Annotated in this window: 21 protein-coding genes; 11 read left to right on the top strand and 10 right to left on the bottom strand. The window is 66.9% G+C overall.

Annotated elements, in window-relative coordinates; genetic code table 11:
- Position 1: 1 nt before the first annotated feature.
- Together AAF481_07475 and AAF481_07470 are read right to left on the bottom strand one after the other, a co-directional pair.
- Complete coding sequence (locus AAF481_07475) at positions 2–796, bottom strand: thymidylate synthase (GenBank protein ID MEM7481000.1); 795 nt, start codon at positions 794–796, stop codon at positions 2–4.
- Positions 797–1,037: 241 nt separating this feature from the next.
- A complete protein-coding gene (locus tag AAF481_07470; GenBank protein MEM7480999.1) occupies positions 1,038–2,069 on the bottom strand; it encodes a serine/threonine protein kinase in 1,032 nt (343 codons plus the stop codon).
- Between the two features lie 125 nt (positions 2,070–2,194).
- Here AAF481_07470 and AAF481_07465 point away from each other — a divergent pair, with 125 nt between their 5' ends.
- Positions 2,195–2,635, top strand: a complete 441-nt coding sequence (locus tag AAF481_07465) for a thiol-disulfide oxidoreductase DCC family protein (GenBank protein ID MEM7480998.1) — start codon at positions 2,195–2,197, stop codon at positions 2,633–2,635.
- A complete protein-coding gene (locus AAF481_07460) occupies positions 2,635–3,300 on the top strand; it encodes a YceH family protein (GenBank protein MEM7480997.1) in 666 nt (221 codons plus the stop codon). The genes AAF481_07465 and AAF481_07460 overlap by 1 nt, the downstream gene beginning before the upstream one ends.
- A 74-nt stretch (positions 3,301–3,374) precedes the next feature.
- Here the strand turns inward: AAF481_07460 and AAF481_07455 are convergent, their stop codons facing one another.
- From AAF481_07455 to AAF481_07445, 3 genes are all read right to left on the bottom strand, one after another.
- Positions 3,375–4,031, bottom strand: coding sequence for an FKBP-type peptidyl-prolyl cis-trans isomerase (locus tag AAF481_07455; GenBank protein ID MEM7480996.1), 657 nt, complete (start codon positions 4,029–4,031; stop codon positions 3,375–3,377).
- Between the two features lie 202 nt (positions 4,032–4,233).
- A complete protein-coding gene (locus tag AAF481_07450; protein ID MEM7480995.1) occupies positions 4,234–4,650 on the bottom strand; it encodes a hypothetical protein in 417 nt (138 codons plus the stop codon).
- A 71-nt stretch (positions 4,651–4,721) separates the two neighbouring features.
- Positions 4,722–5,816 (bottom strand): SDR family oxidoreductase, encoded by a 1,095-nt coding sequence (locus AAF481_07445; protein ID MEM7480994.1) that lies wholly within the window; start codon positions 5,814–5,816, stop codon positions 4,722–4,724.
- A gap of 43 nt (positions 5,817–5,859) precedes the next feature.
- Between AAF481_07445 and AAF481_07440 the strand changes: the two genes are divergently transcribed.
- Positions 5,860–6,840, top strand: a complete 981-nt coding sequence (locus AAF481_07440; protein MEM7480993.1) for a hypothetical protein — start codon at positions 5,860–5,862, stop codon at positions 6,838–6,840.
- On the opposite strand, the gene AAF481_07435 is transcribed toward AAF481_07440, so the two are convergent.
- The gene (locus AAF481_07435; GenBank protein ID MEM7480992.1) at positions 6,837–8,552 is read right to left on the bottom strand and encodes a hypothetical protein; all 1,716 of its coding nucleotides are present in this window, start codon (positions 8,550–8,552) and stop codon (positions 6,837–6,839) included. The genes AAF481_07440 and AAF481_07435 overlap by 4 nt on opposite strands.
- Before the next feature lie 143 nt (positions 8,553–8,695).
- Between AAF481_07435 and AAF481_07430 the strand changes: the two genes are divergently transcribed.
- The 5 genes from AAF481_07430 (at position 8,696) to AAF481_07410 (ending at position 14,937) form a co-directional block, all read left to right on the top strand.
- Positions 8,696–9,184: an EVE domain-containing protein gene (locus AAF481_07430; protein MEM7480991.1), complete on the top strand. Its 489-nt coding sequence runs from the start codon at positions 8,696–8,698 to the stop codon at positions 9,182–9,184.
- Entirely contained in the window at positions 9,184–10,449 is a 1,266-nt protein-coding gene (locus tag AAF481_07425) for a S1 RNA-binding domain-containing protein (GenBank protein MEM7480990.1), read from the top strand. The genes AAF481_07430 and AAF481_07425 overlap by 1 nt, the downstream gene beginning before the upstream one ends.
- Entirely contained in the window at positions 10,446–11,984 is a 1,539-nt protein-coding gene (locus AAF481_07420) for a CHAD domain-containing protein (protein ID MEM7480989.1), read from the top strand. The genes AAF481_07425 and AAF481_07420 overlap by 4 nt, the downstream gene beginning before the upstream one ends.
- Entirely contained in the window at positions 11,981–12,712 is a 732-nt protein-coding gene (locus tag AAF481_07415) for a ParA family protein (protein MEM7480988.1), read from the top strand. Before AAF481_07420 ends, AAF481_07415 begins: the two co-directional genes overlap by 4 nt.
- Positions 12,713–12,843: 131 nt before the next feature.
- Positions 12,844–14,937, top strand: coding sequence for a DUF3857 domain-containing protein (locus AAF481_07410; protein ID MEM7480987.1), 2,094 nt, complete (start codon positions 12,844–12,846; stop codon positions 14,935–14,937).
- A gap of 7 nt (positions 14,938–14,944) precedes the next feature.
- Here the strand turns inward: AAF481_07410 and AAF481_07405 are convergent, their stop codons facing one another.
- From AAF481_07405 to AAF481_07390, 4 genes are all read right to left on the bottom strand, one after another.
- Entirely contained in the window at positions 14,945–17,116 is a 2,172-nt protein-coding gene (locus AAF481_07405) for a choice-of-anchor D domain-containing protein (GenBank protein ID MEM7480986.1), read from the bottom strand.
- Between the two features lie 71 nt (positions 17,117–17,187).
- Positions 17,188–17,793 (bottom strand): DUF4252 domain-containing protein, encoded by a 606-nt coding sequence (locus AAF481_07400; GenBank protein ID MEM7480985.1) that lies wholly within the window; start codon positions 17,791–17,793, stop codon positions 17,188–17,190.
- Positions 17,790–18,422, bottom strand: a complete 633-nt coding sequence (locus AAF481_07395) for a zf-HC2 domain-containing protein (protein MEM7480984.1) — start codon at positions 18,420–18,422, stop codon at positions 17,790–17,792. Before AAF481_07395 ends, AAF481_07400 begins: the two co-directional genes overlap by 4 nt.
- Positions 18,409–18,927 carry an RNA polymerase sigma factor gene (locus AAF481_07390; GenBank protein MEM7480983.1) on the bottom strand — a complete coding sequence of 173 codons (519 nt, stop codon included), beginning with the start codon at positions 18,925–18,927 and terminating at the stop codon, positions 18,409–18,411. The genes AAF481_07395 and AAF481_07390 overlap by 14 nt, the downstream gene beginning before the upstream one ends.
- Positions 18,928–19,252: 325 nt before the next feature.
- Between AAF481_07390 and AAF481_07385 the strand changes: the two genes are divergently transcribed.
- From AAF481_07385 to AAF481_07375, 3 genes are all read left to right on the top strand, one after another.
- Entirely contained in the window at positions 19,253–19,696 is a 444-nt protein-coding gene (locus AAF481_07385; GenBank protein ID MEM7480982.1) for a hypothetical protein, read from the top strand.
- Positions 19,696–21,360, top strand: a complete 1,665-nt coding sequence (locus AAF481_07380) for a PA domain-containing protein (GenBank protein ID MEM7480981.1) — start codon at positions 19,696–19,698, stop codon at positions 21,358–21,360. Before AAF481_07385 ends, AAF481_07380 begins: the two co-directional genes overlap by 1 nt.
- Before the next feature lie 133 nt (positions 21,361–21,493).
- Positions 21,494–23,356: an ABC transporter ATP-binding protein gene (locus AAF481_07375; GenBank protein MEM7480980.1), complete on the top strand. Its 1,863-nt coding sequence runs from the start codon at positions 21,494–21,496 to the stop codon at positions 23,354–23,356.
- Positions 23,357–23,373: the final 17 nt, after the last annotated feature.

The following is a 23,373-nucleotide window of genomic DNA, read 5'->3' as shown; positions in this document are numbered from 1 at the left end:
ACTAGACGGCGATCGGGGCCTTGATGTGCGGGTGCGGATCGTAGCTTTCGAGGCGGAAGTGTTCGAAGTCAAACTCGAAGATCGACTCGACGGCGGGATCCAGAGTCAAGGTCGGCAGCGGCCGCGGGATTCGGCCCAGTTGCAGGCGGGCCTGCTCCAGATGGTTGTTGTAGAGGTGAGCATCGCCCAAGGTGTGGATGAATTCACCGGGCTCCAGATCGCAAACCTGCGCCACCATGTGGGTCAATAGGGCGTAGGAGGCGATGTTGAAAGGCACCCCGAGAAACACATCCGCGCTGCGCTGGTACAGCTGGCAAGAAAGCCGCCCCTCCCCCACCCAGAACTGGAACAGCGTGTGACACGGCGGCAGCTTCATGCGATCGACTTCCGCCACGTTCCAGGCGCTCACCAGGTGGCGGCGAGAGTCCGGGTTGGCGCGGATCCGATCGATCACCTGGGTGACCTGATCGATGGATTCGCCGTCCGGCGTCGGCCAGGAGCGCCACTGGGAACCGTACACCGGCCCCAGCTCGCCGTCCTCGTCGGCCCACTCGTTCCAGATCTTCACCCCGTGATCCTGAAGGTAGCGGACGTTGGTGTCGCCGCGCAGAAACCACAGCAGTTCATAGGCGATGGAGCGAAAATGCAGCTTTTTGGTGGTCAACAGGGGAAACCCCTGCGACAGATCGAAACGCATCTGATAGCCGAACACGCTGCGCGTACCGGTGCCGGTGCGGTCTTCCTTGCGCAGGCCGTCTTGCAGGATATGGGCGAGAAGATCGAGATACGAGCGCATAGGAGACCTCAAATCAATCCGAGTACGGCACCGAGTCTAGCGGACCTCATCAACCCCGACTCAGAAAATCAGCGAAACAGAGATTCTGCTGGTTTCTTAACCATGCCAAGCAAACGCGAGGAGAGCCTGAAAGGCTCGACGGGCCTGCAGGCCCGACTCGGAGGGCGCCCGGCCAGGGGTGTGCCCGCAAGAATGACACTTCTTGCGGGCGAGGGGGGCTGGAACAGCCCCCCTGCGAATGCTAGTCCCCCTCCCAATCCCAGAAAAAATCTTCGTTGGTCAACTCCTCCGCCGGCGCCGCCGCCTGAGTACCCCCGTCCTCTCGGTGAATCACCGCCAGCTGCTGCTCCAGGTCCGTCGTCTCGCGGTCCCAATAGTCCTCGTCGCCAAACTGCGGCCAATTGGCCGGAAAGATGGGATCGTGCCAGCGGCGGGCCAGCCAGGTGGCGTAGTGGATCATGCGGAGGGCCCGCAAGGGCTCCACCAGCCGCAGCGTCGAGCGGTCGAAGAGCCGAAAGCGCTCGTAGCCTTCGAGAAACGCCTCGCGCAGGCGGTTCGCCCAAGCGTCCCGGCCGGGCAGGGCGAGCCACACGTCCTGCACCGCCGGACCGACCGTCATGTCGTCGAAGTCCAGCACATGCAGCACCCCGTCCCGTTCGAGGACGTTGCCCAGATGGAGATCGCCATGCAGCCGGTGCACCGGCACGCCGGCGAGCCGTTCGTCCAGGATCCCCGCCACCTCGCGGGCGGCGGCGACATAGCGATCCCGCACCCGCGCCGGAAGGGTGCCGTGCTCTTCGAGCCAAACCAGATTGGCGCGAATGAAGGTGTCCGCGCCGAGCCGCAGGCGATGGGGAGCCTGCGCCGCGACCGCCACGGCGTGCAGGCGCCCGACCAGCATGCCCAAGCGCTCGGCGGTGGCATCGGTCAGCTCGTCCGGAGCCCGGCCGCCGCGGCGCTCCGCCAAGGTGTAGAACAGATCGTCTTGCTGTTTGAGAGTCGAGCCGTCCGGGAAGCGGCGCACCGGGCACACCGGCACCTCAGCGTCGGCCAGGTCCGAAAGAAAGGCGTGCTCCTCCAGGATCTGCTCCCGGGTCCAACGTTCCGGCCGGTAGAACTTGGCGATAATCCGGCTGCGATCGTCGAGCTCCACCTCGTAGACGCGGTTCTCGAAGGAATTCAGCGGGTAGCAAACGCCGTTGCAGGAAAGGCCGGCCGCCTCGACGGCGGCAAGCACCCGTTGCGGCGTCAGAGAGAGAAACAGATCGCTCATGGTGTCTCGATTCGGCCGCGCCATCCACCGTTTGTGGCGGCAAAGCGAAAGCCGATGGTGCGAGCATCCCGCACCGGACCTCCGGAAGCAACCCCGTTTCCGGCGAACACGTATGATGACTAGAAATGCAGGATAGCGACCCTAGGCAGACTCACCAGCTCGTTCTCTTCGATGGCCACTGCCACCTGTGCGATGGCACCGTGGACTGGCTCCTCAAGCGCGACCGCAAGGGCGCCCTGACCTTCGCTCCGCTGCAGGGCACGACCGCCGCAGGGCTGCGCGCCGCGGGGCTGCTGCCGGAATCCCAGGACAGCTTGATCTTCGTGCGCCACGCCCGGCCCGAGACCGCCGCGGGTACCGTTCTCCTGCACTCGAGCGCCGTGCTGGCGGCGGGGTCCCAACTGGGAGGTCCGTGGCGGGTTCTCGCCGCCGTCGCCCGCCTTGTACCTCCACCACTGCGCGACCTGGTGTACCGCTGGATCGCCCGCAATCGCTACCGCTGGTTCGGCCGCAGCGAGACCTGCCGCATCCCCAGCGCCGACGAACGGGAGAGGTTCCTGCCGTGATGGACGATCCCACCCCGATGGAACGCCTTCCCCATGCCCTGGACTCGGTCGAGGTACGGGTGCTCGGGGCCCTGCTCGAGAAGGAACAGACCACGCCGGATCAGTATCCGCTGACCGTCAACGCCCTGCTCCAGGCCTGCAACCAAAAGAGCAATCGCGATCCGGTGATGGCCTTGACGGAAGGCGAAGTACGCGACGCCCTGGAACGGCTGTTCCGGCACGTCCTGGTATGGAAAACCGACGGCGCCCGAGTGGTGCGGTGGCGGCACAGCGTGGACCGGCGGTGGAGACTGGAGCCGGCCACCCGAGCGGTGATCACGGTGCTGCTCCTGCGCGGTCCTCAAACCCCCGGCGAGTTGCGCGGGCGCAGCGAACGGATGCATTCCTTTGCTTCCGTCGGCGAAGTGGAGGCCACACTACAAGAGCTGGCCACCGGCCGGGAACCGCTAGTGGCCCAGCTCGCGAAGGCGCCGGGGCAGAAGGAGAGTCGCTGGCGACACCTGGTGGGCGACGACCAAGCGGCACCGGAATTAGCTTCGCCCACCGTCGATAGCCCTGCGCCGGCAGCTGCATCCACCACCGCAGACGATCGCTACGCCGCTCTCGAACGGCGCATCGAAGCCCTCGAACGGGCCGTCCGGGCGCTCGAAGAAGCGCTGACCTGAACCCACAACCCAAATACCAAACGGCTCCCGGAATCCGGGAGCCGTCGGGGTACTGCGCTGAAGCGTCGCCCGGCCTACTGGTCGCCGGCGTCCGCCTGACCATCGCCCTCGATGGCGATCAGCTCAACATCGAACAGCAGGGTGGAGCCCGGACCGATCACCGGTGGGCTGCCCCGCTCGCCGTAGGCGAGGTTCGCCGGAATCGCCAGCTTGTACTTGGAGCCGACTTTCATCAACTGCAGGGCTTCCGTCCAGCCGGGGATCACGCCGCCCACCGGAAACACCGCCGGCTGACCGCGGTCCACGGAGCTATCGAACTTGGTGCCGTCGATCAAGGTGCCGGTGTAGTGCACGCGCACCCGATCCTCAGCCGTCGGGATCGAGCCGTCGCCTTCTTCCACCACCTCGTACTGCAGGCCGCTTTCCGTCACCGTCACGCCCTCGCGGGTCTTGTTCTCTTCCAGGTAGGCCGCGCCGGCGGCTTCATTCTTGGCCGCTTCTTCCTTGGCCTTCTCCTGCTGCTTGGCCATCATCGCCGCCTGGAATTCCTGCATGGTGGTCTGCATCTCCTCGTCCGTCAGCATCACTTCGCCGTCTTCGACCATGCCGTCGGTGATGCCCTTGACCAGATAGTCGATGTTCAGATCGACACCCTGCTGGGCCATGCCCCGGCCCATGTTGATGCCGATGGCGTAGCTTGCTTTGTCCTCTAGGGCTTCGGGCTTGGTCATGGCTGCTTGATCGGCCTCCTGCGCACAGGCGGCGACCGCCCAGACCAGACAGAGGATCGCTATCAGTACGGAAAGTTTTTTCATCATGTCTCCTGAATTGACTTGTGGCGGGTCGTAGGAAGGCGGGATTGTATCGTAGTTGGGCCCGCCGGCCTGAAAAAGCTGCAAGAAAGGCGCCATCCCGCTGAAAACGAGGGTCAGGCTACTCGGACACCTGCTGCACCTGCCAGTCGCCCAACAGCTTGGCACCCAAGGGTTCGCCGAGGGGCGTTTCCAGCTGGGCCTCCCACTCGCCGCCGCCGGCGCCGTCGATCAACTGCCCCTTCAAGAAACCCTTGAACGGCACCGGGTAGATGCCGGAACGGCCATCTCCCTCGAAGGTGGCGTAGAAGGCGTCGCCTTCGATCCGGCCCTCCATGACCGCCTCGAAAGGCGCGCCATCGGAAGTCTCTCCATCCAGGGATCCTTCGAGCTGGGTACCGCGGGCATTGATCCGAAACTCGACCACGCCGGAGACATCGCCGTCGAAGGTGCCGCGCCAAACGCCCCGGTTGGGCGAACTACAGGCGGCGCAAAGCAGCGCGCAGAGCAGAAAGGTCCCCAAGGCCTGCTTGTTCATTGTCTCCACTCCCTTTCGGCCGTCGACTGAGTCTCCCCGCAAGGGTATACGGCGACGCGCCGAGGAACCGCTCAGACCATCGCCTCGGAACCGATTTCCGGGTGCTCCCGCATGAAGTCGACCAGGCGGCGCAGGTACGAGGGCAGCGGCGGCACGGCGATGCCCGAGTCGGCGAGGTCGGCCTGGGTGTGGGTGCAGGTGTAGTGGGTGGGGTGAATGAAGTAGTCGATGGTGCTCGAAGGAATCTGCATCACCCGCTCGACGAAGGGCACCCAATCGATCGCGGCCTTGGCGGCGAACACCGGCAATGGAAGGCGGATCAGGCGCCGGCGGGTGGCGAGGGCCACCTCGTCGAGCAACTCGTCGACGGTCAGCGGCGCCGGATCGGCGAGCTGGTAGACCTTGCCGGCGGACTCCGGCCGGCCGCTCAAGAAATCGATGGCATCGATCACGAAGTCCTGCGGCACTAGATTGACCCGCGTGCGGGTCGGCTTCCCCACCACCGGCAGCACCGCCAAGAAAGGCTGCTTCAGTACCCAGCGCATGGCGTAGTAGGGACCGTCGTATTTCTGGGTCTCGCCGGTGCGGCTGTCGCCCACCACGATGGCCGGCCGGTAGATGGTCGCCGGCAGGCCGGCGGCCATGCGCTCCTGGACCTCCACCTCGGCGAGGAATTTCGTTTCCTCATAGAAGTTGTTGAATCGCTGCCCCTTGTCGAGATCCGATTCCGCGAAAATGCCGGCATAGCGACCGGATACATAACAGGTGCTCACGTAGTGGAGCCGCGCGAGGCGGGGACAACGCTGGGCGAAATCCAGCACCTGTACCGTACCGTCCACATTCACCCGCATGGCGAGGTCGCGCTTCACGCTCAGGTCATAGACCGCCGCCAGATGGAAGATCTCGGTCGTTTCTTCCACCAGTTCCCGCGCCTCCGCCCCTTCGAGGCCCAGATCCGGCTGGGTGATGTCGCCTTCGATCAGCCGGATCCGGCCGGCCAGTTCCGGGGTCTCGGCGGTGAGTTCCGCCACCCGCTGCCGGGCGGCCACCGCGAATTTGGTCTGGATCAGGCAAACCGCCGTCGACTTCGCATTGCGTCCCAGTACCCGCGGCAGCAGCCGGGCCCCGAGAAAGCCCGGAAAGCCGGTCAAGAAAATTGTCGCCATCGTTCAAAACCTCCAAACGCGACAATGCCACAGCGGCAACATCTTGGTCAAACCGCGGCAATTCCGGCCGCAGCGCGGCGATCGGACCGGAAGACACCGAAACCGACTGCCCAGACGGCGCCCGTGTGAGACGATGTCGAAAATGTTTCGCTTACGGCAAGGAGCACCACCTCCCTCCGAGGACTCCGTGAAGAACACACCAACCCTTCGTCGTCTTGGCTTCGCTGCGATCGTGTGTTGGATGAGCGTCCTTGCTCCACACACTATCTCTGCTGGGCAAGAAAAAACCCTGGGAATCCACTACTACTTTGCCTGGCGAGGGGAGCCCGATGGTTTGGTGGCAGAAGGAGTAAAGATCCACCGAACAGTTCTTCAAGGTCACTGGCTGATCCTCACGCCCGGCGGCCATCGCATCGTCGTAAGTCAGTCGCTGGACCCTCGGAAGAATCTTTGGACCGTCCGGTTCGCTGACTTGGAGAGCGGATGGTGGGCGGAAGAGATCGTTGACTTCCCTTTCGAGTTCGAAGATTTCCGAGACTTGGATCGGCGCTTCTGGGATTTAGCTCGGGACTCTGACGCTCTGGTGTCGGAGATCCTTCGAACCGCGGAGGGCGACAGCTTCGAGTTCATTCAGGCGATGAATGTCGGATCCCAGGAGGAACAAAGCCTGTCCGATGTGGTCGGTCGAACGATCCAGGGTCTCGATCGAGCTGACCGCCCCAATGTGCCACTGAGTGCCATCGAGGGGATTCGCTTCTTGCTCAGCCTCAAGGCCAGCGGTGCCGTGAGAGATGGCGAGTCCTTCCACGCGTTCGTCGATCCCTTGGCTGTGCTGGTCAACGATTCCGGAGAGTCTCCAGAGGTTTCGACGTACGAAGGGGTGAGCTGGATCCAAGGCAAAGTCCACGGCACCAGCAGACCGGCCGTCAAGGCCCTCCTCGACCGCTTCGACCGCTCCGAAGAAGCCAAAGGCGCCATCGATTGGCTCGAGGATCGCCTGCGCAAAGAAAAGTCGAAGCCCTAACCCCGCCCCGGCCTGAGCAGTATCCTGCCCTCCTTCGACCTCAGGGTCACCCGCAGATTGTCCGGGATTTCGTCCGTCGCCAGGGTCACCCGGTAGTAGCCGGCGAGGGTGCGGGCGAGGCGCTGCACCACCTGGCCGGTGAAGACGTGGGTGCGCTCGTAGGTGCCGCCGGTGTCCGCGGCGACGCGCTGGAGGCCGATTTCCAAGGTGTGGAAGTCGGCGTCGGTAATGTCGAGGACGAAGACCGTGGCCTGGGCCGATGCCAGTCGCCGGACCGCCGGCGAGTAGTCCCGCCCCATGCTGACGCCACCGCCGCCGTAGCGCCCGAGCCCCCAGCCCAGCCAGATCACCGCTTTCTCGCCCGGCAGCCGGTCGAGAATCTCGGCCACCGTGCGCAGGGCCTCCTCGGGACGCGCCACGTCGCGGGCGGCGCGCACGTCGAAATGCTCGGCGAGACCCGGACCGTCGCGCTTCACTTCGCTGAGACGCCGGCCCTCGGGCATGGCGCTGAAACGTACAGAGCGCTCGATCGCTCGGTAGACGGCGTCGCGATCGAGGGTGAAGTCGTGCCACAGCTTGAGGTGGGAGTCGAAGGACACCACCGCCGCCCGGTCGTCGGCCGGCAGGGCGGCGAGCAGTTTGCGCAGCTCGGGCAGGATGCGCAGGTGCCCCTTGGTGCGGACGGCGTGCATGTCCGGCTGGATGAAGAACAGGATCGACTGCTCCTCAGCCGTCCCCACCGGTGCATCGGTGAAGCCGACGGCCGCCTCCTCCGCCGGGTCGGCATCTCTCAGCCGAGCACCTCTCAGCCGGGACCGTCGAAGGGTCGGCTCGGTGCCCGCCTCGGAGGCCGCCGCGATCCAGTCCACCGCGATCACCGGCACCTCCTGCCGCTTGCCCAGGCGGCCACGGGTGACCCGCAGATCGTCCGGCTCGAGATTCGCGATCGGTTCGCCGCGCGAATCGACGGCCCGCAGGGCGATCGTCCGCAACGACACCTCGATGGTTTCGCCGAAGGCACCCGGATCCAGCGCGGGCGCCGCTTCGTCGGGTCGATTCGGAGGGTCGAAGGAGGGACCGGCGATGGCCTCTCCGGCCTCCTCGAGAGTGAGCCGCAGGGATCGGAAGGATTCGACTGCGACCGGCGCCGGCGGCGGAAAGTGATCGATCTCGACCCGCTGCAGGCGAGAGGATTCACGGTCGAGCCACAGACGGCTTTCCACCGTCCCGGCCAAACGCCCCAGCGTGACCACCCAACAGGTCGCCTCGCCGCAGCGCTCCGGGCCGTCGACGGCCAAACCCTCGGCCGGCTCGAACGCCGCCGCGCCGGCGATCAAAAGGGAAGGCACCGTCAGGGCGTCGAAGGCCGCGCCGGAGAGGAGAGCGCTGAGGGCGCCGAGGAGGGGTACCTCGCCTTCCATCTCGCCGGTCTTGCCGCTCCAGCGGTACTCCCCCGCGTCGTCTCGCCACAGAACCGTACGGGTGCCGTCCGGCTCCGTCCAGGTAAAGCGGAAGAGCGGTGCCGGCCCGGCCGCCGTCTCGAAGCGAAACCCCTGGCCGTCGATCCGTACCTCGCCTCGATCCCGATAGCCCTGATCCCGGGACTCGGCGTAGGCCGCAACCATCTCTTCCAGCAGGCGGCTAGCCGTGGGTGGGATTGGATCCTGGGCAACGGCCGCCACTCCGGTCGCCGCCGCGAGGCCTACCGCCAACGTCAGGCTCCAGCGCCAGAGCCGATTCCCACCGCACGCTTTCCGCCGCCGCCCGATCATGCCCGCCAGCGTAGCAGGACGGCGCCCGGCGGTCGGCGTCAACGCGGGCTGCTATGATCTCGACCCCTGTCCGAAAGGAAACCATGACAAAGACGAAGCGATATTGGTTGATGAAAGTGGAGCCGGAGGCTTACTCCATCGACGATTTGGAGTCCGACGGCACGACCCCTTGGGAGGGCGTGCGCAATTACCAGGCGCGCAACTTCATGCGCGACGACATGCGGGTGGGCGATGGGGTGCTGTTCTATCGCTCGAACGCCAAGCCGCCGGGGGTGGTGGGCTTGGCGGAGGTCTCGAAGGCCGGCTATCCGGACTCCTTCGCCTTCGACCCGAAGCACAAGTACCACGACCCAAAGAGCGACCCCGATGACCCGACCTGGTACATGGTCGACATCCGGTTCAAGAAAAAGTTCCCCGGCGTGGTGTCCTTGGCGACCCTCAAAGAAACCGAGGGCCTGGAAGAGATGCTCGTCACCAAGCGCGGTCAACGCCTTTCGATCCAGCCGGTTCAGCGCACGGAATTCGAGATCGTCAGGAAACTGGGCTCCAAGGCCACCGGCGGAGTCGGTTGATGACCGACGAGCGCGACTTCGCGGAGATCCTGGCTGAGTTCGAAAAGAGCCAGGGCGGCGACGGAGCGACGCCCAAGAAGGGTCCGAAGGTGGGCGACCGGGTGCGCGGAACGGTGCTTTCGGTGGGCCGCGAGACGGCCTTTGTCGATCTCGTCGGCAAGACCGAGGGCACGGTCGCCATTCAGGAACTGATCGACGACGAAGGCGACCTCACCCACGGCGTGGGCGAGGAGATCGAGGGCATGGTCACCGGCACCGACGACAGCGGCTGCTTGATCCTGCGGGTCAAGGCCGGCCGGGTGCAGGGTGGCGAGGCGGCGCAGGAAGAGATCGCCCAGGCCTTCCGCGCCGGCCTGCCGGTGGAGGGCCAGGTGGAGGCGGTGAACAAAGGCGGGGTCGAGGTGGTGGTCGCCGGCCTGCGGGCCTTCTGCCCCATCTCCCAGCTCGAAATGCGTTTTGTCGAAGACGCCACGGAGTACATCGGGCGCACGCTGTCCTTCCGCATCGTGCGCTTCGAAGAGGTCCGTGGCCGGCCGAACGTGGTGCTGTCGCGCCGCGCCCTGCTGGAGGAAGAGGCCAAGGCGCAAGCGGAGGCCACCCGCGCCAAGCTGTCCGTCGGCGCGATTCTCGAAGGCACCGTGACCTCGCTCACCAGCTACGGTGCCTTCGTCGACCTGGGCGGCCTCGAAGGGCTGCTGCACGTCAGCCAGATCAGCCACCGGCGGCTCGAACATCCGCAGGAGGAACTGTCCGTCGGTCAGCGCCTCGAAGTGGAGATCCTCAAGATCGAGGAAGGCCGCGACGGCAAGGGCGAGCGCGTTTCGCTCTCCCGCAGAAGCCTCGAAGACGACCCCTGGGACCAGGCGGCGAAGCGCTTCCCGCCGGGAGCCATCCTCTCCGGCCGGGTGCTGCGCATCGAGCAGTTCGGTGCCTTCGTGGAGATTGCGCCGGGCCTCACCGGCTTGCTCCATATCAGCGAGCTGGGGCGCGGCCGGCGACTGGCCCACGCCCGCGAGGCGGTGGAACTGGGGCAGGACCTCTCCGTGCGGGTGCTCTCCGTGGACGAGGAGCGGCGGCGCATCTCCCTGACCCTCGACGCGGCGGTGGACGACGGCGAGGCGGAGGGCACGGCGACCGCCGATTCCCCTGCAGCCGGCTCGCCAGCAGCCGGTTCCAAGATTCCGCCGCGGGTGCAATCAACCGGCGGCCTCGGTTCCCTGGGCGACATATTGAAGGCCAGCCGTTCGCCCGACGAAGGCAAATGATCGAGCCCCGCTTCTACACCGCCGGAGACTCTGCGGAAGCCCTGGCGCAGATGGAAACATCCGCCACCGCTGTGCGCCGTCGCCGGCTGCCGGCGGTTCGCCGGGTGTACTACGACACCTTCGACGGCCGCCTCCACCGAGCCGGTCGCCGGCTCCTCAGCCGGCGCCGCAGCGGAGCCCACGAGCTGGAGTGGCGCGACGCCGCGGGCAAGGTGCTGGGCACCGTGCGCACCGCATCCCTGCCCACCCGCGCGGGCGCCCTGCCGGAGGCCGATTGGGCCGCCGAACTGGCCGGCATCCTCGGGGTGCGCGCCCTGCTTCCCATCGCCCATCATCGCCGGGCCGGCATGAATCTCGAAATCCTCGACCTGCGCCGCAAGATCGTCGCCCGCCTGGCGGTGATCGAGGGGGACGTCCAGCGCCCGGCCGGCGGCGGCGCCTACCGCCCGCTGCCGCCGCTGCTGCGGGTGACGGCGCTCCGTGGCTACACGGACGAGGCAGATGCGGTGGCCCGGGAGCTCGTTCGGGCCCATGCCCAGCCCCTGGCCGGCGACGAACTCGAACACATCGCCCAGGCTCTCGACCTCGAGCTCGGAGTCGATCCCTCGAAGTTCGCACCGCGCTTCGATCCGGAGCAGCCGGCCGGAGACGCCGTCCGCGCGGCTCTCGGCCGCCTCCACGACATCGTGCGGCTCAACCAGCCAGGAACCGTCCGGGGCCTCGACCCGGAGTTCCTGCACCAACTACGGGTGGCGGTGCGCCGCTCGCGCTCGATCCTCGGTCAACTCTCCGACCTGTTCGACGAGCGGCCACGCAGAGCGCTGGCCGATGAGTTGCGCTGGCTCGGTCGCCAGACCGGGCCAGCCCGCGATCTCGATGTCTACCGCCTCAAGATCGACGGCTATTCCGCCGGTCTGCCGGACTCCGTTCGCCGGGACCTCACGCCCCTCTCCCGGCTGCTCGAGAAGAAGCATCGTCAGTCCCAGCGGCGCCTGGCGCGGGTGCTCCAATCCGCCCGCTACGAGCGCCTGCTGAAGCGCTGGGCGGCCTTCGTGGATGATGACGGGAACTCGACCGAAGCGGCGAACCGGCCGATCGCCGGGACCGCCGCCGGCAAGGTGCGCAAGGCGCGGCGACGCCTGCTGAAGCGCGGCCGGGCGATCGAAGAAACCACGCCGGACGAGGCCCTCCACCGGTTGCGCATCGACGGCAAGAAACTGCGCTACCTGCTAGAGCTCTTTCGCTCCCTCTGGTCACCGAAGGACGCCACCCGCGCCATCAAGCAGCTCAAGCGGCTGCAGGACGTGCTGGGCGAATTCAACGATCTCGCCGTCCACCGGGCGGCCCTCGCCGAATACGCCAGCGAACTCGAAGATCCGGCGGCGCTGATCGCCACCGGTCGCCTGGTCGAGCAGCTTGCCGAGCGGGCGCGGCAGGTCCGCGGCCGCTTTGCCGAGCGCTTCGCCGCCCTCGACTCTCCACCGACGGAGAAACTCTTTCGCCGACTCGGAGGGTCGGGCGGGGAAAGCGCATGAAGATCTTCGCTTGCTACAGCATCAAGGGCGGCGTGGGCAAGACCGCCGCCGCCGTCAACCTCGGCTGGTGCTCTGCCGCGGCCGGCGCCCGCACCCTGATCTGGGATCTCGATCCGCAGGCGGCGGCGACCTTCTATTTCCGCGTTGCCGCCAAGGTCAAGGGCGGCGGCAAGAAGCTGGTGCGCGGCCAGCGAGAACTGGCTGAGGTGATCAAGGGCACCGACTATCCGCGCCTCGATCTGCTGCCGGCGGCCTTCTCCTACCGCAAGATGGATCAGGCGCTGGAGGCCACGGCCGATCCTCGCCGGCAGTTCGCCCGTCTGCTGCAACCGCTCTCCGGCGAGTACGACCACCTGATCCTGGACTGTGCCCCGAGCATCTCGCAAACCTCCGAGAGCGTCTTCGTGGCGGCCGACGCGCTGCTGGTGCCGACCATCCCCACGCCGCTCTCGATGCGCACCCTCGACCAGATCCGCCGGCACCTCAAAAAGCGCGGACCCAAGCGCCTCGAGGTGCTGCCCTTCTTCTCGATGGTCGACCGCCGCAAGAGCCTGCACAAGCAGATTGTCGCCGAGGCGGACGGCTCCCTCCTCAGGTCCTACATCCCTTACTCCACTCTGGTCGAGCGTATGGGCCTCTACCGCGCGCCCCTCGGCGAGTGGGTGGCGAAGAGCGAACCGGCCAACGCCTACCGAACCCTATGGCAAGAAGTTCTCGCGCGAGTTTGAGAGGCGCCTTCCGGCCTTGGAGGCTCGCACTCCTCGCCCTGGTCGCTTGGAGCGCAACGGCCGCCTCAGCGCAGCCGACCTCGCCTCATCCCGCGGTGCGTCTCGGGAAAGTTCCGTCGTGGGTCGAAGGAATGCCCGAAGAGCTGCTCGAAGCCCAACCCGCCACTCCAGCGACCGACACCGCGCCGCCTTCGGATCCGCCGCCGGAGACATCCTCCCGGCGCACCGCCTACCGCTGGGTGGACCGGCAAGTGCTGCTACCCGCCGTCGGCCCGGCGGAGACCTACTACGACTTTCAGGTGGTCCTCGGGTCGCAGGCGGATCTTGAAAACTGGGGGATTTGGGAAATCCCCTTCCAGCCGAGCTACCACACTTTCACCCTCCACCATCTGGAGGTTTTGCGCGGCGGCGCCTGGTCCGACCGCCTCGCGGCCAGCCGCCTGAGCGTCATCCAGCGAGAGGACGATCTGCGACGCCTGATCTACGACCAGAATCAAACCCTGGTCGCCCTGATCGGCGATCTCCGAGTCGGCGACACCCTGCGCATCGCCTACACCCTGCGCGGATCCAATCCGGTCTATGGCGGGCGCTACAGTTCCGACTTCGGCCTCACCGCCAGCATCCCGGTGGAGCACGAGCGCCTGCGCCTGCGAAGCGCTCCAGGGCGCACCCTGCAGGCTCAAATCCACCGCGGAGGCGAAGTCTTCGCAGCCCTCCACGGCGAGGACGAGGCCGCCGAGGACGAAGCCTCTGCCAGTCGCGAACTCGAAGCTCCCGAGAGTCCCAGCGACACCCTGCCAAGAGCCCGGACCCTCGATGTTGACGGTTGGCAGGAGATCCACTGGCACGGCCGCGACATCGAGCCCGCCGAATCCGAGTGGAACGAGCCGGCCGGCTGGTTCAGCCTGCCGACCCTCACCGTGTCGGAGTTTCGCGACTGGTCCGAAGTGGCGGCCTGGTCGATTCCCCTCTACCGCCCCGGCACCACCCCGCCGGAATTGGCCCAGGTCGCCCGGCAGATCGCGCGCCGCACCACCGATCCCGGTGCCCGCTTGGTCGCAGCGCGCGACTGGGTGCAGCAAGAGATCCGCTACTTCGCCCTGGCGGTCGACGAACACACCCACCAGCCCTACGACCTGCGGCAAGTCCTGGCACGCCGCTACGGCGACTGCAAGGACAAAACAACGCTGCTTCTCGCACTGTTGCGGGAACTCGGCATCGAGGCCTGGCCGGCCTTCGTACACAGCGAGCGGCGAGCGAGCATCGCTCGAGACCTGCCGTCTCCCCGGGTGTTCGACCACGTCGTCGCCGTTGCCGAGATCGACGGCGAATCCGTTTGGATCGACGCCACCTTGAGCCAGCAGGGCGGCCAGGGACCGGACGACGTCTACATTCCGGACTACGGCCTGGCCTTGGAAAGCCGCCCGAAGGTCGCCGGCCTGACGGCGCTGCCGGACACCGCCGGCGGGCCGGGAGCATCCCGTCACCGCTATGCCTACCGGGTTCCCAACGGAGGCGCGGCCTCGGCGGTCATCGAATCGGAGTTCACCGGCTACCTGGCGGAACAGCAGCGCCGCACCCTACAGACCACGACCGAGGAGGAGCTGGCAGAGCAGTACGTCGAGTACTACACGATGGATCAAGGCTCGATCACCCAAACGGCGGATCTCGAGATTGAAGACTCTCGTTCCGCCAACCGAATCGAGATCCGAGAAAGCTATGAACTCCGCCGCCCGCAGGACAACGACATCTCCTTCGAAACCCTCGTCCTCCTGGTCGGCTCGGACCTCCCCCGGCCGGATCCCGGAGAGCGCGCCGCTCCCTACGCCCTACCTCATCCACTCCATCGCATCGAGGAGGTGGAGATCTCCGCCGAACTCCAGGGACCCTTCGAAGCGGTCGAGGAAACCATCGACAATCCATGGTTTCGGTACACGGCGCGATCGACGGAGGTGCCCGACGGGATCCGTCTGACCTACGAGTTGGAGACCCGGGCGGACCGGGTGCCCGCCGCTGATCTCGACCGCTATCGCAAGGATGTCGACCGTCTCTCCGGCAGCTTGGGCTATCAGATCCACCGGGAGCCGGAGCTCTTCGAAGGGGAATGGTGGAGCGACCACTCCGACCGAGGCAAACTGATCTTCGTCAGCGGTGCCACCGCCCTGGTGATGATCGCTCTGCTGTTGTTCGGTGTCGGCGTGTGGTTCGCCTTTCGCCGCGGTTAGCAGGACTTCAAAGTCCCTCACCGGCGATCATCACGATCAGCGCCGCTCCGGCGTTGTGGGAGATACGCAGGCGGGCGCTGCGCGGCCCCGCCGCCGTCGGCAGAAAGCGCACGCCGACGGTGCAGTCGGCCCCCGGAGCGACGAAGGGCGCGCCTTCGCAGGAGCCGGGTACCAAACGGAAGTCCCCGGCCTCCAGCCGCATCGGTTCGAGCACCAGCCGACCGGTTCCTGGATTGCGGATCACCACGTCCAAAATCTCGCCGCGCTCGCCCACCGGCTGGCCTCCGAAGTCGAGGCGCGCCGGCTGAACGGCGACTTCCGGTTTCGGCGGCGTTCTCACTTCGGCGGTGAGCGGCACCTGCCGGTTGCCGGCATTGGAGGCGATCTCCAGGCGGCCGCCGGCCGTCCCGGGCCGCCGCGACTTGAAGCGCACCTGCCAGACGCAGGACGCACCGGCGGGGAGAGACGACGGACAGTCTGCCCGGTCGACGGAGAAGCCCTCGCCGACGACGTCCGACGACTCGATGGCGAGGGGAGCCCGTCCCGGATTGGACAGCCGCAAGGTTGCCCCCGCCGCCTCGCCCGTGGCCACTGAACCCAGATCGAGACGGGTCGGCTCGACCCGTAGCGCCGCCGCCGCGCCGACCCCGCGCAGCACCACCGCAAGATTGAGATCCGCGATCCCGGAGTTGTCCGCCGCCTCTTGCATCAGGCGCGCCTCCGACACCCCCTCGGCGGTCGGCAGAAAACGCACCCGCACCGCGCAGCGCTCACCCGGCGCCAGCACCCGCTCGCCGCACCCGTCGTCTACCACCCGGAAGGCCGCGCGGTCATCGCCCCGCAGCCCCAGCGGAGCGAGCGGAAGGGCGCCCTCGCCGCCGTTGGTGAAGGCGATCCGTCGGCTCTCCGACGGCCCGGAATCGATCGCCTGTTCGCCGAAGTCCACCGCACCGGAGGGTTCCGTTTCGAGCATCGGCGGCGCACCGACTCCGCGCAGTGGAATCCAGGGTCCCTCCCGGTCGTCCCGCAGGAGCAGGCGCAGGGGCGTCTCTTGGGATCCTGCCGCCGACGGCGAAAAGGCGACGCTCACGACACAGCGTTCACCGCTAGCCAATTGCTGCCCACGGCAACCGTCCTCCAAGATCTCGAAAGGCGCATCCCCTTCGGCCAGCGCCACCGCCTCGATATCCACTCCGGCGGCACGACCTTCGTGCACCACCGTCAATTCGCGACGGGCAGCCGGCGCGCCGAGGGTGTGAATTCCGAAGTCGAGATCGTCGGCGACGAAGCGCAGCCGGGCACCGATCACCCCGCTGCCGGACAGCCAGACGAGCGGTACCGCCTCGGCGGAGTCGCTCAACAAGCGCAAGCTGGCTTCCTGCGAACCGGCCACCCGCGGAGCAAAGGACAGCTCGACGCGGCAGCTCGCCCCGGGAGCGAGTTGCACACCACGGCAGCCATCTTGCTCACGCTGAAATGCACCGGCGGCGGTGCCTTCGAGCAACACTTCGCGCACCATCAAGGGGCCGATCCCGGAGTTGCGCACGGTCAGGGTGCGAGGCGAACCGGTCTGTCCGACCTCCGTCTCACCGAAGGCGACGGCCGACGGTTCCAGTTCCGCTCGCGGCGCGGTTCCGGTGCCCACCCAGGGCACCTCTAGGGGGCTGTTGGCGGCGGTGGCGGAAATCGTCAATCGGCCGCTCAGGCGACCGGCCTCCGCCGGCCGTAGGCGCAGGGCCAGGACGCAGCTCGCCCCCGGCTCCAACCGTCGGCCGCGGCACTCGTCGCCGTCGATCAACGCACTGGGGGAACCGCTCGCCAGGTCCGAAACGGTAAAAGCCCGACCGCCGTCATTCTTCAAGGTGACGTTCGAAGCCTCGCCGGAGGAACCGACGGCGATGGAGCCGAGATCCACCAACGCCGGTTCCACCCGCATCACCGCCGGATTGCGTTGGGTCGAGTAGAAATACCAGCCCAATGCACCGGCGATGGCGATGAGCAGCAACAGAGCCGGCCACCAGGCGACCTTTTGGCGGCGCGGCGGGGGTGCGGGAGGCGGAGACTCGGGGATTTCGGGCCGGGGGGCGGGGTCGCCCGGTGATGGCTCAGCTTCGCGCGACCGATCCTCCCCTTCGCCGAGGGGCAAATCGATCAAGTTGTCGAACGGATCCGTTCCCATCGCTCCACCCTCGATAGATCAAATCAGACATAGAGAGGCCGTCGGATCGAGGCGCTCCTTTTCGGATGAGTCTACGGATCCGAGGGCGTTTCCGTGGAGTCCACCCCGAGTAGGCCGGGGAGGTCGAAACGGCCGGCGAGTTCGCCGAGGCCCTCCGGGTCGATGCGCCCGACGATGTTCACCAGCACCGCTTCTTGATCGTGCTCAAAGGCCACCACCGTCAGGCCCACCAGGTCGCCGTCCTGCTCCTTGAGGTAGATGTAGTTGCGACCGTTCCCATCGCGCATGCGCACGGTGGGGTGCCAGCCGTGATCGTCCAGCCAGCGGGCGGCGGCGGCGGCCCGCCGGTCCACCCGCTTCGCATCGCCGGCGGCCACCGAGCCCACCTGCACGCGGATCGACAGCAGCCCCGAGATCAAGCTGGAGAAATCCTGGTCCTCGGAGCGGGTGGCGCCGGCGATCAGGCGCAGCAGCGGGCCGGACAGGTCGACTTCGACGGACAGGCTGTCCTCCGGCAGCAGGGCGAGCTCGCCAAGGGGCACGTATCCCGGATGGGACTCGAGGGCCGACGTTTCCGCCGGCGGCGGCGCTTCGGGCTGCGCCTCCGCCCGCGGCGCGGCGCTCCACAGCAGCGCCGCCACCAAAGCCACCGCTCCTAGCAAACGAAAGGAACTCACGAGGCGGCGCCCTCCCGGGGCGAAGGCGAACCCTCCGCCGGGGAGGTATCCGCGCGGGTCAGGGACCGGGCCAGCGTCTCGACCACCGGCTCGAGCACTGCCTCGCGCAGCACCGTGTCGCGCACCTGCATGCCGGCGCGCTGACCGGCGCGGGAGATATAGGCGAAGGCGAGCCGCGCTTCCTCCTCGGCGAGGCGCAGGTCCTGTGGCGCAGAGCTGGCCGGTTCGTCGGACAGCCGCGCGAGGTCTCGGCGGGCCTCCCCCGCTCCCGAGGCCAGCCACCAGAAGATCGTCAGCACCAACACTCCGAGCCCGGCGGCGGCCGCCCAGGACCGCCAGCCCCCTGCCGCCGGCTGAGCCGACGGGGAGGGAAAGCGAGCGACACCGGCATCGGCAACGAAACCGGCACCGGCCTCCGGCGTCGAAATCTCGGGCGCGTCGAACATCGGCAGCGAGCGCAGCTCCTGGTGCACCTCTTCGGCCAAACGCAGCTCTTCGCGACAGGCGACGCAGGCCTCCAGGTGCTCCTCCCACACTGGAACTTCGGCGGCGGTCAACTCACCGTCGAGATGGGCATCGAGCATCTCGCGCCACCGGTCGCAGTCCTTTCGATCTTCAGCTCGCCACATCGGCATAGACCTCACGCAACTCGTCCCGCAGTTTACGGCGCCCGCGGTGAATGTGGACCCGCACGGTGTTCAAGGGCAGTTCCAGGGTATCCGCTACCTCGCGGTAGGAAAGGCCCTGCACCTCCCGCAGAATCAACGCGCTGCGGTAGGGCTCCTCCAATTCGCCGAGGGCCGACACCAGGCGGCGGCGCAGGACGCGGTTGCGGGCTCGTTCTTCGGGCCCCGGCCCGGCGGCGGCGAGAATCTCCGGCAGGCCACCCGCGTCGAGAGCGACCGAGCGCGCCGCCGCTCGCCGGCGGATGCGATCGATGCAGGCGTTGCGGGTCACCCGCAGGGCCCACGCCAGGCGGCCATCGGCGGGAACTTCACCTCCCCGGCGCCACACCTTGACCAGCACGTCCTGGGTCACCTCTTCGGCCTCCTCCCGGTTCGCCAAAGTGTAAACGGCGAGGGTGAAGATGCGGCGTTGATACCGCTCGAACACTTCGTCAAAGGAGCCCCCCATCACACAGGATTCCAACGGGGCGAGAAGGCGAAAAGTTACACGGAGGCCTCAGGAAATGGATCCCGCGCTTCAAACGACCTCACCCAAAAGAGCAATTTCCTGACATCTCAGAAATGAAATTCTTGACAGTCTTGAGTATTCTTCGTAGCCTGTACGCAAGTAATTCTCTGTAGATTTTTCAATGCGAAGTAGTACCTGCCGCCGCCCCGGAGCATCGATTCTGTAGACGGCCGCTCGAGGCGGCCTACATCTCAACCTCGTGTCGTAAGGAGGCACTATCATGAGTGTTCGGTGGAAAACCCCAGTTCATTTGGCGCTGGTTCTGTTGACCGTCGCCCTGCTTTTCGCCGCGTCGGTTACCGCTGACGAAGGCAAACGCCCGGCGACCGACGATGCTGAATCCGTCGAGGTGTCCATACCGGCCCTCAGCTCCGGCATGATCGTGCAGATCGACCCGGAGACCGGCAAGCTCCGCCAGCCGACTCCGGAAGAGGCAGCCAAGCTGAGCGAAGCTTTCGCCGCCATGCGCCGCCACACCGATCGCAACGGGTTCGGCAACATCTCGGCACCGGCCCGCGGCCCGGTCTACCACGCCAACGGGATGGTTTCTGCCGAACTCGATCCGGCGCTTCACGAGCACACCGTGATTCGCGTGAATGCCGACGGCGAATGGGTCGCAGAGTGCATCAAGGGTGAGGAGGCCGCTGCGGCCCACGCCGCCGCCGAGCCGACGCCGAACCAGGTTCCGGCCCCGCAGGAGGAGCAGTGATGAATCGTCGCCACCTACCGGCCGTTCTGCTCGCCTTGCTGCTCGCCCTGGTCGTCGCTAGCCCGGCCTTCGCCGGCGCCAACGTCATCGTCGTCGGGATCGACCCGCCAGGGGTCGGCCTGAACGACACCACCCCGGCCACTCCGGTCGGCGGCAACCCCGGCGTCACCCTCGGCGAACAGCGCCAAATCGCCTACCAGTTTGCCGCCGACATCTGGGGCGCCACCCTGGAGAGCGATGTGGACATCTTCGTCCTCGCCTCCTTCACTCCACTCACCTGTACCCCGACCGGCGCCGTCCTCGGCTCTGCCGGCACCACCTTCGTGTTCTCAGACTTCGATCCTTCGGCGCGACCGACGACCTGGTACCACTCCTCCCTGGCGGACAAGATCGCCGGCGTGGACCTGAACCCCGGCTTCGGCGACATCATCTCGCGCTTCAACTCGCTGATCGATGACGATCCGACCTGTCTCGGGGGCCGCGGCTGGTATTACGGCCTGGACAACGACGCCGGCACCGGCGTGGACTTCTTGAACGTCATCCTGCACGAGATGGCCCACGGTCTCGGCTTCTCGAACTTCACCAACGAAGCGACCGGCGCCTTCTTCAACGGCCAGGACGACATCTTCTCGGTGTTCACCCAGGACAACACGACCGGCCTCACTTGGGTCGAGATGGCGACCGACGCCGAGCGCGTGGCCTCCGCCATCAACGACGGCAACGTGGTGTGGAACGGTCCTGAGGTCACCGCCCGGACCGACCGGTTCCTGGGCAATCGGCCGTTCGTCGATGCCGGCGTCGCGGGCACCTTCGATGCGCAGGCCGCCGCCTTCGGGCCGGCCTTGACCCTCGGAGGCACCACCGGACCGGTGGTGCTGGTGGACGACGGCGTCGCTCCCCGCACCGATGCCTGCGAACCGCTGGTCGGCGACCTCACCGGCGCCGTCGCGTTGATCGATCGGGGTGGCTGTGGCTTCACCACCAAGGTCGGCAACGCTCAAGCGGCCGGCGCCGTGGCGGCGATCGTGGCGAACAACGTGGCCGGCGGCCCCGCCCCGATGGGCGGCTCGGACCCCACCATCACCATCCCTTCTGTGGGCATCACCCTCGACCAAGGCAACGCCATCAAGGGCAACTTGCCGGGCCTCACGGCGACCATCGGCCTCAACCCGAACAAACTGTCCGGAGCCGATGACAACGGTCTGGCGCGTCTCTATGCGCCGCCGGTCGTCGCCCTCGGTTCGTCGATCTCGCACTTCGACTCGGTGGCCACTCCCAACCTCTTGATGGAGCCCGCCATCAACTCCGACCTAGAGGGCGCACAGACCCTCGATCTGACCCCCTTCCAGATGGTCGATGTCGGTTGGTCCCTGATGGACGGCGACGGCGACGGCGTCGGTGACATCGAAGATCAGTGCATCGATTCCGATACCGGCCCGACGGTGGTCATCGGAAGCTGCGATTCGGGTGTCGACAACACGCTGTTCGGCGACGGCTGCAGCATCTCCGACAACCTCACCCAGTGCGAACTCGATGCCTCTCATCCGCTCGAGTACCTGGGCTGCTCGTTTCACTACCTGCTGTACCTCAAGTTCAGCCACGAGATCAACGGGCGCGAATTCAGCCGCCTGCTGCGCTGCGTGATTCGAAACCTGCACCCCTGAGTTCTCTCCCCTGAGGAGGACCTCGAAGGCCGGCGTGGAAGCGCCGGCCTTTTTTTCGTTTCGGCAGGTATGATGCACTTCCACCCTCGAGGAGTCTTCGAGGGATCCATTCCCGCCTGACCGAGGTGCCTCCTTGAGTACACCCGATTCCGACAAGAAGAAAGTCCACCGCCTGAGGGACGGCTGGCAGGAAGCCAAAGGCATTCTGTGGGCGCGCCGCGGCCGGCTGGCCGTGGGCTTCGGCCTGATGATCGTGAGCCGCCTCGCCGGCCTGGTGCTGCCGGCCACCTCCAAGGTGCTGATCGACGATGTTCTCGGCCAGGGCCGCACCGACCTGCTGATGACCCTCGCTGCCGCCGCCGGCGCCGCCACGGTGGTTCAGGCGGTCACCACCTTCGGCCTGTCGCAGCTCCTGGGAGTGGCCGCCCAGCGCTCCATCACCGAGCTGCGGCGACAGGTGCAGGAACACGTCAGCCGGCTGCCCGTCTCCTACTTCGACTCCACCAAGGGCGGCGTGCTGATCTCGCGCATCATGACCGACGCCGAGGGCATCCGGAACCTGGTCGGCACCGGCATTGTGCAGCTCGTCGGCAGCTTCATCACCGCCGCCATCTCGATGGTGGTGCTGTTCTGGCTCAACTGGCGCCTGACCTCCTTGACGCTCCTCGTGCTGGTGGTCTTCGGCGGCATCATGGCCTTCGCCTTCAGCCGCCTGCGACCGCTCTTCCGGGAGCGCGGCAAGCTCAATGCCGACGTCACCGGCCGGCTGTCCGAAGCCTTGGGCGGAATTCGCATCGTCAAGGTCTACACCGCCGAGAAGCGCGAGCAGCGGGTGTTCACCGGCGGCGTCCACAAGCTGCTGCGCAACGTCGCCAAATCGGTGACGGCGGTGGCCGGCGTCGGTGCCCTTGCCAGTCTGCTGTTCGGCGGCATCGGCGTGCTGATGATGGTAATCGGCACCCGCTCGATCGTCGCCGGCACCATGACCCTCGGTGACTTCGTGATGTACATCTTCTTCACCGGCATGCTGGTGGCGCCGGTGGTGCAGATCGCCTCCATCGGCACCCAGCTCTCGGAGGCCTTCGCCGGCCTCGACCGCATCCGAGAGCTGATGACCGTCACCGCCGAAGATGCCGAAGACGCCGACCGCGCCGGCCTGCCGGGAGTGCGCGGCGACATCGCCTTCGAGGACGTGACCTTCGAGTACGAAGAAGGGGTGCCCGTGCTGAAGGACATCTCCTTTGCAGCGCAGGCCGGTTCGACCACCGCCCTGGTGGGCTCCTCGGGCTCCGGCAAGAGCACCCTGATCGGCCTGGTGACGGCCTTCTACCGCCCCCTCGCCGGCCGGGTGACGGTGGACGGCAAAGACCTGAGCACGTTGCGCCTCCAGGACTACCGGCGGCACCTCGGCGTGGTGTTGCAAGAGAACTTCCTGTTCGACGGCACCATCGCCGAGAACATCGCCTACGGCCACCCGAACGCCACCCGCGAAGAGGTCGAACAGGCGGCCGCCGTCGCCCACTGCACGGAGTTCGTCGAGGGTTTCGAGGACGGCTTCGACACGGTGATCGGCGAGCGTGGGGTCAAGCTCTCCGGCGGCCAGCGGCAGCGCCTGGCGATCGCCCGCGCCATCCTGGCGGACCCGGCCATCTTGATCCTCGACGAAGCCACTTCCAGCCTCGATAGCGAGAGCGAAGGGCTGATCCAGGAGGCCCTCGGCCATCTACGGACCGGCCGCACCACCTTCGTCATCGCCCACCGCCTGTCGACCATCGTCAGCGCCGACCAGATCCTGGTGATCGAGGCGGGCGAGATCGTCGAGCGCGGCGACCACCCCACCCTGCTGGCGGCCGGCGGCCGCTATCGCGAGCTCTACGACAAGCAGCACCGGGTGGTGACGGACCGCTTCATCAATCCCGGAGAGGACTTCACCCCGGAACCGGAGCGCGAAGCAGCGCCCAAGGCCGGCGGCGGCTCAATGATGCGCCCCGGCTAGGGCGCACCCCCTCGCCG

The sequence above is a fragment of the Acidobacteriota bacterium genome (assembly GCA_039030395.1).
GTDB lineage: Bacteria > Acidobacteriota > Thermoanaerobaculia > Multivoradales > JBCCEF01 > JBCCEF01.
Note: the sequence above shows the minus strand (reverse complement) of the source record. Positions and strands in the feature narration are given on the sequence as shown.

What these genes read in the sequence shown, in the direction of transcription:
- AAF481_07475 (MEM7481000.1), bottom strand. Translation starts at nt 796, where the DNA reads ATGCGCTCGTATCTCGATCTTCTCGCCCATATCCTGCAAGACGGCCTG.
- AAF481_07470 (MEM7480999.1), bottom strand. Translation starts at nt 2,069, where the DNA reads ATGAGCGATCTGTTTCTCTCTCTGACGCCGCAACGGGTGCTTGCCGCC.
- AAF481_07465 (MEM7480998.1), top strand. Translation starts at nt 2,195, where the DNA reads ATGCAGGATAGCGACCCTAGGCAGACTCACCAGCTCGTTCTCTTCGAT.
- AAF481_07460 (MEM7480997.1), top strand. Translation starts at nt 2,635, where the DNA reads ATGGACGATCCCACCCCGATGGAACGCCTTCCCCATGCCCTGGACTCG.
- AAF481_07455 (MEM7480996.1), bottom strand. Translation starts at nt 4,031, where the DNA reads ATGACCAAGCCCGAAGCCCTAGAGGACAAAGCAAGCTACGCCATCGGC.
- AAF481_07450 (MEM7480995.1), bottom strand. Translation starts at nt 4,650, where the DNA reads ATGAACAAGCAGGCCTTGGGGACCTTTCTGCTCTGCGCGCTGCTTTGC.
- AAF481_07445 (MEM7480994.1), bottom strand. Translation starts at nt 5,816, where the DNA reads ATGGCGACAATTTTCTTGACCGGCTTTCCGGGCTTTCTCGGGGCCCGG.
- AAF481_07430 (MEM7480991.1), top strand. Translation starts at nt 8,696, where the DNA reads ATGACAAAGACGAAGCGATATTGGTTGATGAAAGTGGAGCCGGAGGCT.
- AAF481_07425 (MEM7480990.1), top strand. Translation starts at nt 9,184, where the DNA reads ATGACCGACGAGCGCGACTTCGCGGAGATCCTGGCTGAGTTCGAAAAG.
- AAF481_07420 (MEM7480989.1), top strand. Translation starts at nt 10,446, where the DNA reads ATGATCGAGCCCCGCTTCTACACCGCCGGAGACTCTGCGGAAGCCCTG.
- AAF481_07415 (MEM7480988.1), top strand. Translation starts at nt 11,981, where the DNA reads ATGAAGATCTTCGCTTGCTACAGCATCAAGGGCGGCGTGGGCAAGACC.
- AAF481_07410 (MEM7480987.1), top strand. Translation starts at nt 12,844, where the DNA reads ATGCCCGAAGAGCTGCTCGAAGCCCAACCCGCCACTCCAGCGACCGAC.
- AAF481_07405 (MEM7480986.1), bottom strand. Translation starts at nt 17,116, where the DNA reads ATGGGAACGGATCCGTTCGACAACTTGATCGATTTGCCCCTCGGCGAA.
- AAF481_07395 (MEM7480984.1), bottom strand. Translation starts at nt 18,422, where the DNA reads ATGTGGCGAGCTGAAGATCGAAAGGACTGCGACCGGTGGCGCGAGATG.
- AAF481_07390 (MEM7480983.1), bottom strand. Translation starts at nt 18,927, where the DNA reads ATGGGGGGCTCCTTTGACGAAGTGTTCGAGCGGTATCAACGCCGCATC.
- AAF481_07380 (MEM7480981.1), top strand. Translation starts at nt 19,696, where the DNA reads ATGAATCGTCGCCACCTACCGGCCGTTCTGCTCGCCTTGCTGCTCGCC.